General features: G+C 68.8%; 15 protein-coding genes. 10 read left to right on the top strand and 5 right to left on the bottom strand.

What is annotated here, in order from left to right; all coding sequences use genetic code 11:
* Positions 1-42: 42 nt before the first annotated feature.
* Entirely contained in the window at positions 43-645 is a 603-nt protein-coding gene (locus EV137_RS06285) for a GNAT family N-acetyltransferase (protein WP_133998489.1), read from the bottom strand.
* 18 nt (positions 646-663) lie between these two features.
* On the bottom strand, positions 664-1,848 hold the full coding sequence (locus EV137_RS06280; protein WP_238175123.1) for a DUF418 domain-containing protein: 1,185 nt from the start codon (positions 1,846-1,848) through the stop codon (positions 664-666).
* A gap of 162 nt (positions 1,849-2,010) precedes the next feature.
* Here EV137_RS06280 and paaA point away from each other — a divergent pair, with 162 nt between their 5' ends.
* The 6 genes from paaA to EV137_RS06250 are packed head-to-tail and all read left to right on the top strand — an operon-like array spanning position 2,011 to position 6,174.
* On the top strand, positions 2,011-2,919 hold the full coding sequence (gene paaA / locus EV137_RS06275) for a 1,2-phenylacetyl-CoA epoxidase subunit PaaA (RefSeq protein WP_134127103.1): 909 nt from the start codon (positions 2,011-2,013) through the stop codon (positions 2,917-2,919).
* Positions 2,916-3,227: a 1,2-phenylacetyl-CoA epoxidase subunit PaaB gene (gene paaB / locus EV137_RS06270; protein ID WP_133998486.1), complete on the top strand. Its 312-nt coding sequence runs from the start codon at positions 2,916-2,918 to the stop codon at positions 3,225-3,227. The genes paaA and paaB overlap by 4 nt, the downstream gene beginning before the upstream one ends.
* The gene (gene paaC / locus EV137_RS06265) at positions 3,224-3,958 is read left to right on the top strand and encodes a 1,2-phenylacetyl-CoA epoxidase subunit PaaC (RefSeq protein ID WP_134127101.1); all 735 of its coding nucleotides are present in this window, start codon (positions 3,224-3,226) and stop codon (positions 3,956-3,958) included. Before paaB ends, paaC begins: the two co-directional genes overlap by 4 nt.
* Positions 3,952-4,461, top strand: coding sequence for a 1,2-phenylacetyl-CoA epoxidase subunit PaaD (paaD, locus tag EV137_RS06260; RefSeq protein ID WP_133998479.1), 510 nt, complete (start codon positions 3,952-3,954; stop codon positions 4,459-4,461). Before paaC ends, paaD begins: the two co-directional genes overlap by 7 nt.
* The gene (gene paaE / locus EV137_RS06255) at positions 4,462-5,547 is read left to right on the top strand and encodes a 1,2-phenylacetyl-CoA epoxidase subunit PaaE (protein WP_134127099.1); all 1,086 of its coding nucleotides are present in this window, start codon (positions 4,462-4,464) and stop codon (positions 5,545-5,547) included.
* A 27-nt stretch (positions 5,548-5,574) separates the two neighbouring features.
* Positions 5,575-6,174: a hypothetical protein gene (locus EV137_RS06250; RefSeq protein ID WP_134127097.1), complete on the top strand. Its 600-nt coding sequence runs from the start codon at positions 5,575-5,577 to the stop codon at positions 6,172-6,174.
* 136 nt (positions 6,175-6,310) lie between these two features.
* On the opposite strand, the gene argG is transcribed toward EV137_RS06250, so the two are convergent.
* Positions 6,311-7,744 (bottom strand): argininosuccinate synthase, encoded by a 1,434-nt coding sequence (argG, locus tag EV137_RS06245; protein ID WP_133998469.1) that lies wholly within the window; start codon positions 7,742-7,744, stop codon positions 6,311-6,313.
* 239 nt (positions 7,745-7,983) lie between these two features.
* Between argG and EV137_RS06240 the strand changes: the two genes are divergently transcribed.
* Positions 7,984-8,787 (top strand): metal-dependent hydrolase, encoded by an 804-nt coding sequence (locus EV137_RS06240; protein WP_311136375.1) that lies wholly within the window; start codon positions 7,984-7,986, stop codon positions 8,785-8,787.
* Here the strand turns inward: EV137_RS06240 and EV137_RS06235 are convergent.
* Positions 8,778-9,299, bottom strand: a complete 522-nt coding sequence (locus EV137_RS06235; RefSeq protein WP_133998466.1) for a hypothetical protein — start codon at positions 9,297-9,299, stop codon at positions 8,778-8,780. The genes EV137_RS06240 and EV137_RS06235 overlap by 10 nt on opposite strands.
* Before the next feature lie 218 nt (positions 9,300-9,517).
* On the opposite strand from EV137_RS06235, the gene dapA reads away from it, so the two are divergent.
* Genes dapA through EV137_RS06220 form a run of 3 tightly spaced genes read left to right on the top strand, consistent with a single transcriptional unit; the run spans position 9,518 to position 13,200 of the window.
* Positions 9,518-10,432 (top strand): 4-hydroxy-tetrahydrodipicolinate synthase, encoded by a 915-nt coding sequence (gene dapA, locus EV137_RS06230; protein WP_134127093.1) that lies wholly within the window; start codon positions 9,518-9,520, stop codon positions 10,430-10,432.
* Positions 10,429-12,123, top strand: coding sequence for a ribonuclease J (locus EV137_RS06225; protein WP_133786294.1), 1,695 nt, complete (start codon positions 10,429-10,431; stop codon positions 12,121-12,123). Before dapA ends, EV137_RS06225 begins: the two co-directional genes overlap by 4 nt.
* 45 nt (positions 12,124-12,168) lie before the next feature.
* Positions 12,169-13,200 (top strand): LacI family DNA-binding transcriptional regulator, encoded by a 1,032-nt coding sequence (locus tag EV137_RS06220; RefSeq protein WP_131293231.1) that lies wholly within the window; start codon positions 12,169-12,171, stop codon positions 13,198-13,200.
* Here EV137_RS06220 and EV137_RS06215 read toward each other — a convergent pair.
* The gene (locus EV137_RS06215; protein WP_238175122.1) at positions 13,174-14,256 is read right to left on the bottom strand and encodes a fatty acid desaturase family protein; all 1,083 of its coding nucleotides are present in this window, start codon (positions 14,254-14,256) and stop codon (positions 13,174-13,176) included. The genes EV137_RS06220 and EV137_RS06215 overlap by 27 nt on opposite strands.
* Position 14,257 lies beyond the last annotated feature (1 nt).

Below are 14,257 nucleotides of genomic sequence, written 5' to 3'. Positions count from 1 at the left end.
CGGCCCGTCGCCGATCGGCGACCTGCTATTGGCCGCGGGGGATTACTCCGTGCCGGGGTCGGTGTGGAGGCGGATCTGCTTGATGCGGACGGACTCGTCGCCGTAGAGGTCGAGTTCGCGGTGGGCGCCGTCGGGGGCCCAGCCGGCCTCGGTGTAGAAGGCGCGGAGTACGTCGTCGGTCGAGTTGACCCAGACGGTGACCCGGCGGAAGCCGTCGGCGCGGACCGTGTCGACGACGGCGTTCAGGAGGCGGGAGCCGTGGCCGGCGCGGGTCGCCTCCGGGTTGACCGCCAGCTCGGCGATCAACGCGTCGTGCTGCGGGTCGCCGTCCGGGTCGTCGGACGGTGTGATGGCCGCGAAGCCGACCAGCGTGCGGCCGGCCAGCGCGACCATGACCCGGTTCCGCGCCTCGCCCGGAGCGAGCAGCGCGGCCCGCCACTGGGCCGCGAACTGCGCCGGGTTGAGATCGGCGAGGACGTCGGCCGGCAGCAGCCCGGCGTACGCCGTACGCCAGGCCGCGACCTGGATCTCGCCGATCTCTCCTGCCTCCGCGGGCAGTGCGAGCCTGACGCTCGTTTCAGCTACCGGAGTGTCGCCGGACAGATCCGAGAGGTTGGCCGGTTCCGGTACGCCGAAGTCACTCATGAACGCAATCCTCGCAAGTCAGTACACGAGCTTGCGCAGCAGGGTCTCGGCCGGACCGCGGTAGGAACGCCGGCTCATCAGATAAGCGCCGGCGACCGACATGACCCAGACGCCGATCGCGACCAGCGCCGCGGTGTACGCCGTACTTCCGAACCGCAGGTCCAGCGTGAACGGCGCCAGCAGGATCATCCACGAGACCGACTGGAAGAGGTACCCGGACAGCGAGCGCTGACCAAGTGCGGAGATCGCACGGACCGGCAGCGACAGCTTGCGGATCCGCAGGACGAGCAGGCCGAACAGAGCGACGTACCCAGGTCCGCCGAACATGCCGGACACGTGGGACAGCAGGCTCAGCGCGTCCACCGCACTCTCGTCGACGTGCATCCAGCCGGCTCCGACCAGCGCGAGCGGCAGGCCGCCCAGGACGGTGAGGCCGAGACCGCCGACTGCCACCCGGGTGAGCAGGGTCTTGTGGGCGCCCGGGTTCTCCAGGATCTGCTTGCGGGCGGCCCAGATGCCGAGCCAGACGATGATGATGAAGGGGATGACGCTCGCGGCGTGCAGCGGGTACTCGTGCAGCCGGTCGACCAGGCTGCCCAGGTAGGACGAGGCGGCCAGCGACGGGTTCGGGGAGTTCGTCAGCGCGTGCGCGGGGCCGGAGCTGTTGACGATCGCGAGCGTGGCCTTGGCCCCGACGAACAAGACCTCGACGGTCATGAACGCCCAGATCGCGAGGACGATCCGGTGGAACTTGTCGCCGCGGTTGAGCAGGAACAGCGTGCAGATGATGCCCACGATTCCGTAGGCGCCGAGGAAGTCACCGAAGTACAGCAGCGTCGCGTGGACGACGCCGAAGCCGATCAGCCAGGCGTTGCGCCTGAGCAGGATCCGCCGGACAGCACCGGTGGTGGCGCCCGAGGACCGCTGCCGCCGGGCCAGCTGCACGAGGCCGTAGCCGAACATCACCGCGAACACCGGGTACGCCCGGGCGTCGACGAAGGTGAGTTTGAGGAAGTTCAGGATGCGCTCGAAGCCGTGCGGCGCGCTCTCCACGCCGGGCTGGCCGGCGAACGCGAAGTTGGCGCTGTTCGCCAGGCCGATCAGCAGCAGCATCGCGCCCCGGATCAGGTCGGGTGCGAGCGCACGCTCCCGGCCGGTGACCGGGCCGCGATGATCGACGGCCGGGAGGGTGGTTGTAGTCACGGGGTCCTCCGAAAACTGTGGAAGGGTTGAGCTGTTGACTCAATCCTCGCGACCCCGACCGGCCGTCCCCAGTGCGTCAAACCCACTTCCTGGGTGGGTCCAGCACCACCTTTGTGACACCTGTTGTTGATTCTGAGAAAAAGTGTCACATATGCTGTCGGTATGGACTTCCAGGCGACCATCGACGCCGACGGCCGGATCGAGCCGCGGGACGCGATGCCGGACGGGTACCGCAAGACCCTGATCCGGCAGATCGCGCAGCACGCGCACTCCGAGATCATCGGCATGCAGCCGGAGGGCAACTGGATCAGTCGCGCGCCGTCGCTGCGCCGCAAGGCGATCCTGATGGCGAAGGTGCAGGACGAGGCCGGCCACGGTCTCTACCTGTACGCCGCCGCGGAAACGCTCGGCGTGGACCGCGCGGACCTGCTCGACCTGCTGCACAGCGGCAAGCAGAAGTACTCCAGCATCTTCAACTACCCGACGCTGACCTGGGCCGACATCGGTGCGATCGGCTGGCTGGTCGACGGCGCGGCGATCGTCAACCAGGTCCCGCTGTGCCGCTGCTCCTACGGGCCGTACGCGCGGGCGATGGTGCGGGTCTGCAAGGAGGAGTCGTTCCACCAGCGGCAGGGGTTCGAGATCCTGTACACGTTGTCGAAAGGCACTGAGGCGCAGAAGGCGATGGCGCAGGACGCCTTGAACCGCTGGTGGTGGCCGTCGCTGATGATGTTCGGCCCGCCGGACGCGGCGTCGACGCATTCGGAGCAGTCGATGGCGTGGGGGATCAAGCGGCACAGCAACGACGAGCTGCGGCAGCGGTTCGTGGACATGACCGTGCCGCAGGCCGACGTACTCGGGCTGCGCGTCCCTGACGACGGACTGGTGTACGAGGACGGGCACTACCGGTTCACCGAGCCCGACTACACCGAGCTGTACGACGTGGTGAAGGGCAACGGTCCGTGCAACCAGCAGCGGCTGTCGCATCGCGTGAAGGCGCACGAGGACGGCGCCTGGGTCCGCGAGGCCGCGGCCGCCTATGCGGCCAAGCGAGCGGAGCGTGCCGCATGAACGAACGGAGCGAGTTCATCAGCAAGCACAGCGTCGAGCCGCTCTACGAGGTGTTCGTGCGGTCGCGCCGCGGGCTGTCGCACACGCATGTGGGGAGCCTGCATGCGCCGGACGCGACGATGGCGTTGCGGAACGCGCGGGACGTGTACACCCGCCGCCAGGAAGGCGTGTCGATCTGGGTGGTGCGGGCGTCGGACATCACTGCGTCTTCGCCGGACGAGAAGGACGAGTTCTTCGACCCGGCCGGCGACAAGGTGTACCGGCATCCGACGTTCTACGAGGTCCCGGAAGGCGTCGAGCACCTGTGAACGACCTGCTCGAATACACGCTTCGCCTCGGTGACGACGCGCTGATCGCGGCGCAGCGCACCGGCGAGTGGATCGCGGCCGCGCCGCAGCTCGAGGAGGATGTTGCGCTCGGCAACATCGGGCTGGACCAGCTGGGGCAGGCGCGTTCGCTGCTGCAGTACGCCGGCTCGCTGGACGGCCGCACCGAGGACGAGCTCGCGTACTTCCGGGACGAGCGCGAGTTCCGGAACCTGCAGTTGTGCGAGCTGCCGAACGGCGACTTCGCGTTCGCAATGGCACGGTTGCTGTACTTCGCGACGTACCAGCACCTGCTGTACGACGAGCTGCGGTCGTGTGCCGACGAGACGCTGGCCGGTGTGGCGGGGAAGGCGGTCAAGGAGGTGGCGTACCACGTCGACCACGCGACGCAGTGGGTGCTGCGGCTGGGCGACGGGACCGAGGAGAGCCACCGGCGGATGCAGGCTGCGCTGGACGCGCTGTGGCCTTACACCGCTGAGATGTTCGCGTCGGACGACGTCGTACGGCAGCTGTCGGTCGCCGTCGATCCGTCCACGCTGGAGGAGGAGTGGACCCGGCGCGTGACGGCGGTCATCGACGAGTCGACGTGTGAGCGGCCGACATCGTCGTACCAGCACTCCGGCGGTCGTTCGGGTCGTCATACCGAGCACATGGGCTATCTGCTGGCCGAACTGCAGCACGTGGCGCGTTCGCATCCGGGTGCGACATGGTGACCGACGCGGCGATCCTCGAGGCCGTCGGCGAGGTCGTGGATCCCGAGGTGCCGGTGCTCACGATCGCGGACCTCGGCGTACTGCGCGGCGTGCGGCACGAGGGCGACGAGGTCGTCGTGACGATCACCCCGACGTACTCCGGCTGTCCCGCCATGGACCTGATCCGCCACGAGGTCGAACTGACACTCCAGGCGTTGCACGTCCACGGAAGGGTCGAGACGGTCCTGTCGCCGCCGTGGACGACCGACTGGATGACGGAAGCAGGAAAGGCGAAGCTGACGGACTACGGCATCGCCCCGCCACCCGGCACGAGCGCCCCCGCCCCCTTCCCTCCATCCCAGTCCCGGGCCAACGCCCCGGTCCTGCTGCAGTTGAGCATCCGCTGCCCCTTGTGCGGCTCGCCCAACACCTCGGAGCTCAGCCGCTTCGGCTCGACCTCCTGCAAATCGCTCTGGCGCTGCAACTCCTGCCGCGAACCCTTCGATCACTTCAAGGCGATCTAGATGACGACCATCGCCCCTCGCCGGCGTGCAACGTTCCACTCGCTGAAGGTCGCCGCGATCGAGCCCGTCACCGACGACGCGGTCGCGATCACCTTCGCCGTACCGCCGGAGCTTGCGGACGAGTACGAGTTCACCGCGGGCCAGCACCTCACGATCCGCCGTACCGGAGAAGAGGTACGCCGCAGCTACTCGATCTGCTCGCCCGCGGGATCAGGCGTGCTGCGGATCGGGGTGAAGCGCCTCCCCGGCGGCGAGTTCTCGTCGTACGCCGCCAAGGACCTGAAGGTCGGCGACGAGCTCGAGGTGATGACCCCGCTCGGCCGCTTCGGTACGGCGTTCGACGCCGCCAACGCGAAGCACTACGCGTTCGTTGCCGCGGGCAGCGGAATCACGCCTGTCCTGTCGCTGGTCGCGACGGTCCTCGCGATCGAACCCGCCAGCCGGGTGACCTTGCTGTACGGCAACCGGACCGCGGGCTCGGTGATGTTCGCCGACGAACTGGCCGACCTGAAGGACCGGTACGCCGAGCGCCTGCACCTCGTGCACGTGTTGTCGCGCGAGACGACCGAGGTGGAGCTCTTCAGCGGCCGCATCGACGCGGACCGCCTGCGGCGAATGTTCGCGACGATCCTCCCGCTGGACACCGTCGACGAGTGGTTCCTGTGCGGCCCGTACGCGATGGTCGTCGGCGCGCAGGACCTCCTGCTGTCCGAGGGGGTCGCGCGCGAACACGTCCACGCCGAGCTGTTCCATGTCGGCGACGAGGCTCCGAAGGCGCCGATCGAGGAGGCCGCCGTCGACGAAGACGCGGCCCAGGTGACGGTGATCCTCGACGGCCGCCGGTCGACGTTCGCGCTGGGGGAGCTCTCGAAGGCGGTGCTGGACGCGACTCTCGCCGTACGGTCCGATGCTCCGTTCGCGTGCAAGGGCGGAGTGTGCGGCACGTGCCGCGCCAAGGTCCTCGACGGCAGCGTCCGGATGGACACGAACTGGGCCTTGGAGCCCGACGAGATCCGTGCCGGCTACGTTCTCACCTGCCAGTCCCACCCGACCACCCCGACCGTCACCCTGGACTTCGACGCCTGACCCCACCGATCTGCTTCACTTCCGAGCATGGCCGTACCCATTCCCGCCCCGCGCCCGATCACGACCGAAGAACGTGAGTTCATCGCGACGGTGGAGAACACGATGAGGCCCGCGTTCCTGGCCGAGGTCGCCCGCGAGTTCGCGGACGGTCAGCCGGCGGACGGGATCGTGGAGCGGATGTCCGCAGCGGCTCCTGGGCACCGTCTGCAGACGGCCGTTCAGGCGAACATCGACGCGCATCGGCACCTCGACGCGTTGCCCGCCGACGAACGCTCCGCAGCCGCTCAGCAGGCCGCGCTGGTCGTCGCCAGGACTGTCTCGCAGCTGACCGTGCAGACCGCCAACGGCCGGCTGGGTGACCTCGTCGGACAGGGAGCCGATCGCCTTCTTCGCGGGCAGTACAAGGACCTGGCTCAGCAGGCCGCGGGACAGGCGGGCTTGGTGCTGGGTGGCGCCGCCGGCCGGGCGCACTTGCTGCAGGTGGAGCTGGCGGACATCCGTCGTCAGGCCGGCGCCGGCCTGACGCCGCCCGGCGCCCCACCGCGGAGCACCTCCGGCGCAGCCGAGGACGTCGCCGCGAAGCCGGTCGACCGGACCAAGGCCACGCGCGGACAACTCCGCCACTGACCGGAGCCTGGCCGATCCAGACTGCTCAGTCGCGAGGTCGCGGTTGCATCTCACGGGATGCCGTTAACCGCGGCCTGCGACTGAAACTCTGTGGATGACTCTGGGGGGTGACTCTGGGGGTGACTCTGGGGGTGACTCAGTCCGTGCCGGATTCCATGGCGGCGCGGTCGAGGAGCTCGTCCTCCTCGGTGGCCTCGCCGCGGGAGGCGATGGCTTCGGCGCCGCCCGTCGGGAGTTCGCCGATCAGTTCGGTGGACGACGCGAGCGCGGGGTTGGACGAGCCGAACATGCCGAGACCGGCGTACTGCTCCAGCTTCGCGCGCGAGTCCGCGATGTCCAGGTTCCGCATGGTCAGCTGGCCGATCCGGTCGACCGGGCCGAACGCCGAGTCCTCGATCCGCTCCATCGACAGCTTGTCCGGATGGTAGCTGAGCGCGGGCCCGGTGGTGTCGATGATCGAGTAGTCCTCGCCGCGCCGGAGCCGGAGCGTGACCTCGCCGGTCACCGCCGTACCGACCCACCGCTGCAGCCCTTCCCGGACCATCAGCGCCTGGGGGTCGAGCCAACGGCCTTCGTACATCAGCCGCCCGAGCTTGCGGCCTTCGTTGTGGTAGCTCGCGATCGTGTCCTCGTTGTGGATCGCGTTCACCAGCCGCTCGTACGCCGCGTGCAGCAGCGCCATCCCGGGCGCCTCGTAGATGCCCCGGCTCTTCGCCTCGATGACCCGGTTCTCGATCTGGTCCGACATGCCGAGCCCGTGCCGGCCGCCGATCGCGTTGGCCTCCAGGACCAGGTCGACCGCCGTACCGAACTCCTTGCCGTTGATCGTCACCGGCCGGCCCTGCACGAAGCCGATCGTGACGTCCTCGGCGGGGATCTCGACCGCCGGGTCCCAGTGCGCGACGCCCATGATCGGGTCGACCGTCTCCACCCCGGTGTCGAGGTGCTCGAGGGTCTTCGCCTCGTGGGTCGCGCCCCAGATGTTCGCGTCGGTGGAGTATGCCTTCTCGGTGCTGTCGCGGTACGGCAGGCCGTGCGCGACCAGCCACTCGGACATTTCCTTCCGGCCGCCAAGCTCGTGCACGAACTGCGCGTCCAGCCACGGCTTGTAGATCCGCAGCTGCGGGTTCGCGAGGAGGCCGTAGCGGTAGAACCGCTCGATGTCGTTGCCCTTGAAGGTCGAGCCGTCGCCCCAGATCTGGACGTCGTCGTCGAGCATCGCCTTGACCAGCATCGTGCCGGTCACCGCCCGGCCGATCGGGGTGGTGTTGAAGTACGTCCGCCCGCCGGACCGGATGTGGAACGCGCCGCAGGCCAGCGCCGCGAGCCCTTCCTCGACGAGCGCCGCACGGCAGTCCACGAGCCGGGTGATCTCGGCCCCGTACGCCGTCGCGCGGCCGGGGACCGACCCGATGTCGGGCTCGTCGTACTGCCCGAGATCAGCGGTGTACGTGCAGGGAATCGCACCCTTGTCCCGCATCCACGCAACCGCAACCGACGTGTCGAGACCACCCGAGAAGGCAATCCCGACCCGCTCACCGACCGGCAAAGAAGTAAGCACCTTGGACACAGGAAAAGTATGCACCACTCTGAATGATTATGCAAAGCCGCCCCTCACGCCTCTCTTTGGGCCCCCATCAACCCTTTCAAGCCCTCCTTGAGTCCCGGCCAACCGAATTCGGCGGCGAGATTTGGTTGGTGGGGACTCAAAGACGCGTTCGTCGGGCGTGTGGGGGCGTGTGATGCGTGGGGTTGGTGGGGCTGGTGGGGGAGGATGTGGAGAGAGTGAGTGGAGGGGTGAGGCGCGGGATGATGGGGCGGTCGCATGCTTTGTCGGGGTGGTGTGCCGGGTTGGCGGTGGCGCCGCTGGTCGGGCTGACCTCGGTGGCGGAAGTGGTGCCGTTCGCGGCGGCCACCGCCGGGTACGCGCTGGTGCCGGACCTGGACCATCCGGGCGCGAGCGCATCGCGCCTGCTCGGCCCGGTGACCCGGCTGGTGTCGGCGGCGGTACGGGCGTTCTCAGGCGTCCTCTACAACGTGACGAAGGGCCCGCGCGACGAGGAGAGCACCGGCAAACACCGGCACGCGACTCATACGCTCGTCGCCGCGATCCTGCTCGGGATGCTCGCCGCAAGCCTCGGCGACCGCGGCAAGTGGGCAGTGCTGGCTGTCGCAGTGACCGGCCTCGTCCTGGCCGCCGACGCGCTCGGGGACTGGATCATCCTGGCCGTCCTCGCAGCAGCCGGCTGGTCGGTCGTCGGCACCGGCGACGCGCTACCCGGCACAGCGGCCGCCGACGCGCTGCAGGCCGGCCTCAGTCAGATCGGCGGCTGGATCGGCGCCGCCGTGGCCGTCGGCATGTTCGTTCACTGCCTAGGGGACAGCCTGACCCGCTCCGGCTGCCCCTGGCTCTGGCCGCTGCCCATCCGGGGCGAGACCTGGTACGAGCTGCGCCTCCCCAAACCGCTGCGCTTCAGCACCGGCAAGTGGTTCGAGCACGTAGTGATCGTGCCGGTGCTGACCCTCGCCGGCGTACTGCTTCTCCCCGGCGCTCTCCAGGCGCTGCGGCAACTGTTCGACGCGACCTCGATCTGGCTCGCCGGTCAGTCCTGAAGGCGGCCGGTCAGGTACGACGGAATCCCGCCGGACTCCAGCGCCGCCGCGAACCGGCGCTGGTTGCGCTCACCCGGCCACGCCTCCCAGAAGAACAGTGGCAGGGCGATGACCGCCCCGATCAGGACCACCCAGAAGCTCTCGGCGACGAACGACAACGCAACGGAGATCAGGAACACGGCCTCGCAGATCGCGAAGCGGGTGAACGTCGACGTGGTGAAACGGCGCCACGAGTCTGCCTGGATCTCGGCGGCGGGGCGGTTCGAGTACTCCAGCGGGGGAGTGCGGAAGCCGACCAGTTCGCAGATGGAGTACGCGCCGACCGCGGCGGCGAGCACCACAAGCGGCGGCCAGTCCGTCGGGAACTCGCCGATCCCATCAGTGGCGAGGACGAACCACAGGGCGAGCGTCATGACCGGGATCACCCCGGCCATCGACGCGCACACCATGATCAGGCTCTGGCGGGCCGCCGGGGTGGCAGGAGTGGCAGGGGTGGCAGAAGGTGTCGACACGCCGATGAGACTAAAGCATCGGATCATTCACACGACGCAGCCATTTGCTTACAGAGAGTATTTACAGAAGTTTTTCCGGATTTTTTTGGTGGAAGCTGTAACGACTGCCGGGCGGGGCCCGATAGGACGAGTGAGCCTGGTGGCTGCCCGGACCCCCGAGCGGACAGCCACCAGGCCTACCCATTTCTTCAGGGTTCGGGAGCGGTAATCTGAGGCCCATGTCCTCGCCAGCATCCACGCCCTCGTCAGCGCCGCCGTTCGGCCGTTTGACGACCGCGATGATCACCCCGTTCCGGCCTGACGGCTCCCTCGACCTGGACGCCGCCCAGAAGGTCGCGACGTATCTCGTCGACGGCGGTAACGACGCCCTGGTGCTGAACGGGACCACCGGCGAGGCGCCGACCACGTCCGACCAGGAGAAGGTCCGGATCATCGAGGCGGTCCGTGAGGCCGTCGGTGACCGCGCCAAGCTCGTCGCCGGTGTCGGGACCAACGACACCGCGCACACGATCGAGTGCGCCAAGCAGGCCGAGGCCGCCGGCGCGGACGGGCTGCTGGTCGTCACGCCGTACTACAACAAGCCCCCGCAGGAAGGGCTGCGCGCGCACTTCACCGCGGTCGCCGACGCCACCGGTCTGCCGAACATGCTGTACGACATCCCCGGCCGGGCCGGCGTGGAGATCAGGTCCGAGACCTTGATCACGCTCGCCGAGCACCCGCGGATCGTCGCGGTGAAGGACGCCAAGGGCGACATCGCCGGGACCACCAAGGTGCTGGCGAACACCGATCTGTTCTACTACTGCGGTGCCGACGAGCTGAACCTCGCCTCACTGGCGATCGGCGCGATCGGCATCGCGAGTGTCGTGGCGCACGTGGCAAGTCGGGAGTACCGGCAGCTGATCGACGCCGTGGTGGCCGGCGACCTCGCAGGAGCACAGGAAATTGATCGACGGCTGGTGCCCGCCGTCGAGACGATCATGACCAGGACCCAGGGCGCCATCATGGTGAAGGCCGCGCTCAAGCTGGCCGGCGTCATCGAGCATGCGACCCTTCGGTTGCCGCTGGTTGAGGCGACCGCCGAGCAAGTGGACTGGCTCACCACCGACCTCAAGACGGCAGGACTGATTGCATGAGCCATCCCCATCCAGATCTCTCCGCGCCCGGACCTCTCGCTCCGGGCGCTTTGCGGGTCATCCCGCTCGGCGGCCTCGGCGAGGTCGGCCGGAACATGACGGTCTTCGAGTACGACGGCAAGCTGCTGATCGTGGACTGCGGCGTACTCTTCCCGGACGAGAACCAGCCCGGCGTGGACCTGATCCTGCCGGACTTCGAGCCGATCCGGGACCGGCTGGACGACGTCGTCGCGGTCGTCCTGACGCACGGCCACGAGGACCACATCGGCGGCTTGCCCTACCTGCTGCGTGAGCGGGGCGACATCCCGGTGGTGGGGTCGCAGCTCACGCTCGCGTTGCTCGAGGGCAAGCTGAAGGAGCACCGGCACCGCAACGTGCCGCAGCAGACCGTGGTCGAGGGCGAGAAGCTCCAGATCGGGCCGTTCGTCTGCGAGTTCGTCGCGGTCAACCACTCGATCCCGGACGCGCTCGCCGTCGCGATCAAGACACCGGCCGGCGTGGTGCTGCACACCGGTGACTTCAAGATGGACCAGCTGCCGCTGGACAACCGGATCACCGACCTGCGCGCGTTCGCGCGGCTCGGCGAGGAGGGCGTCGACCTGTTCATGGTCGACTCCACCAACTCCGAGGTGCCCGGCTTCACCACCCACGAGCGCGACATCGCCCCGGTCCTGGACCGGGTCTTCACCAAGGCGAAGAACCAGCGCATCATCGTCGCCTGTTTCGCCTCGCACGTGCACCGCGTGCAGCAGGTGATGGACGCCGCGGTGAAGCATCACCGCAAGGTCGCGTACGTCGGCCGCTCGATGGTCCGCAACATGGGCGTGGCCCGGGACCTCGGCTTCCTGAACGTGCCCGGCGACACGCTGATCGACATGCGCGACCTGGACAACTACCCGCCGGAGCAGGTGGTGCTGGTGTCGACCGGTTCGCAGGGCGAGCCGATGTCGGCGCTGTCCCGGATCGCCGCCAACGACCACAACGTCGTACACCTGCAGCCGGGTGACACCGTCGTACTGGCGTCTTCCCTGATCCCGGGCAACGAGAACTCGGTGTACCGGGTGATCAACGGCCTGATCCGGCACGGTGCGAACGTGATCCACAAGGGCAACGCGCTGGTGCACGTGTCCGGTCACGCGAGCGCGGGCGAGTTGCTGTACTGCTACAACATCGTGAAGCCGCGCAACGTGATGCCGGTGCACGGCGAGGTCCGGCACCTGCACGCGAACGCCGACCTGGCGGTGCAGACCGGCGTACCGCGGGAGAACGTGGTGGTCGTCGAGGACGGCGTGGTGGTCGACCTGATCGACCGCAAGGCCGTGGTGGCCGGCAAGGTGGACTGCGGCTACGTGTTCGTCGACGGCTCGACCGTCGGGGACATCACCGAGACCTCGCTGAAGGACCGCCGGATCCTCGGTGACGAGGGCTTCATCTCGGTGATCGCGGTGATGGACTCGGTGACCGGCAAGCTGACCGCCGGCCCGGAGATCCAGGCCCGCGGGTTCGCCGAGGACGACACCGTGTTCGACGACCTCAAGCCGAAGATCGAGGCGGAGATCGAGAAGGCGATCGGCAGCGGGCTGGACGACATGTACCAGCTGCAGCAGGTGATCCGCCGGGTGGTCGGCAAATGGGTCAGCGACACCCACCGCCGCCGGCCCATGATCATTCCGGTCGTGGTCGAAAGCTAGTCACCCGGTGTAACCTCTGCGCGACGACGAAAGGGTGGGCCGGCGATGAGTGTCAGCGGGGTGAACGGGACGGGCCAGCGCCGGCCCACGATGAAGGAGGTCGCCGCCCGGGCCGGGGTCGCGTTGAAGACCGTGTCCCGGGTGGTGAACGAGGAACCGAACGTCAGCCCGGAGCTGACCGCCAAGGTCCAGGCCGCGATCAAGGAGCTCAACTACACCCCGAACGAGTCCGCCCGGATGCTGCGCCGCGGCAAGACCGGGACGATCGCGGTGGTGATCCGCGACATCGGCGACCCGTTCTTCGCCTCGCTCGGGCGCGCGGTCGAGCTCTGGGCCCGCTCGTCCGGTTCGGTCGTGATGATCGGCCTGACCGACGAGGACCCGGAGCGCGAGCGGGAGGTCTGCCTGGAGTTCGTCGCCCGGCGGCCGGACGCGCTGATCATGGCGCCGATCGGGGAGACCCAGGAGTACCTGGCGCCGCACGTCGACGCCGGGATGGCGGTTGTCACGATCGACCGTCCCGCGCACGGGATCGAGGCGGACGCCGTCCTCGCGGACAACGCCGGCGGCATCGACCAGGCGATCGACCACCTGGTCCGGCAGGGTCACCGCCGGATCGCGTACCTCGGTGACGACGAGCGGATCTTCACCGCCCGTGAGCGGGTGGTGGCCTATCGGGCGGCGATGGCCCGGCACGGGATCGTCGTCGACGAGGACCTGGTGCACCTGTCCGAGCCGACCACCGAGGGCATCGGCATCACGCTCTCGGCCGTCCTCGACCGCTCCGAGCCGGCCACGGCGTTGCTGTCGGCAAACAACATGACCACCGCCGAGGTACTGCGAGGCCTCGCGGGCCGGCGGGACCAGGTGGCGCTGGTGTCCTTCGACGACCTGGCGCTCGGGGACCTGCTCAGCCCCGGCCTGACCGCGGTCGCGCAGTCGGCCGACGTGATGGCTCGTACAGCGATCCAGCTGATGACTGAGCGCCTCCCGGAGCCCCACCGCCCCGGCCGCACCGTCCGCGTCCCGGTGAAACTGACGATCCGCGGCTCAGGCGAGATCCCGCCCGCCCGCTGACGGCCCGCCTGCTGACCGCAGTTCGGCGGCGAGTGGGCAGTCGAAGGGGTCGCGGGCGCGGAGGCCGACGTTGTTCAGGTAGTCGACGACGACCCGGTACGACGTGAACAGGCCGACCTCGGCGTACGCGATGCCGTGCCGCTCGCAGTACTCGCGGACGATCGGCCGCACCCGCCGCAGCGTCGGTCGCGGCATGCTCGGGAACAGGTGGTGCTCGATCTGGTAGTTCAGCCCGCCCATCGCGAAGTCGGTGAGGACGCCGCCGCGGATGTTGCGTGACGTCAGCACCTGGCGGCGGAGGAAGTCGAGTTTCATGCCGGCCGGCACGATCGGCATGCCCTTGTGGTTCGGGGCGAACGCGGCGCCGAGGAAGACCCCGAACACGGCGAGCTGCAGACCGAGGAACGCGGTGGCCTTTCCGGGCGGCAGCAGGAAGTAGAGCGCAGCGACGTACACCGCGATGCGCGACGCGACGACGGCAGCGTCGACGCGGTCCGCGCGGCTCGCGCCGCGCCGGAGGAGGTGCGTCAGGCTGGACGCGTGCAGGCCGACGCCCTCGAGCGTGAGGAGCGGGAAGAACAGCCAGCCCTGACGTGCGGCGAACCAGCGGCCCACCGGCCCGCGTTCGACGACGGCGTCGGGCGTGAAGGCGAGCACCTTGAGCTGTACGTCGGGATCGCGGTCCGCCTGGTTGGGGGCGGCGTGATGCTTGTTGTGCTTGCTGCGCCACCAGCTGACGCTCATCCCGAGGACGCAGCCGGCGAGGATCCGCGCGGTCCAGTCGTTGCGGGCGTTGGAGTGGAAGATCTGCCGATGGGCGCTGTCGTGGCTGAGGAACGCCACCTGCACCAGCACGAGCGCCAGGGCACCGGCGAGCCAGAGCTGGTGCCACGAGTTGCCGAGCAGGATCATGCACGCGACGACCGCGAGCAGGGCACCGAGGACGATGCTCATCCGGGTGACGTAGTAGCCCTGCCGCCGTCTGAGCAGACCGAGGTCGCGGACGGTCTGCAGGAGATCGGTGTAGACGCTGACGTACTGCTGCTGGGCACTCACC

It is taken from the genome of Kribbella pratensis (assembly GCF_004366075.1).
Lineage (GTDB): Bacteria > Actinomycetota > Actinomycetes > Propionibacteriales > Kribbellaceae > Kribbella > Kribbella pratensis.
This window is presented reverse-complemented; position numbering and strand designations above follow the sequence as displayed.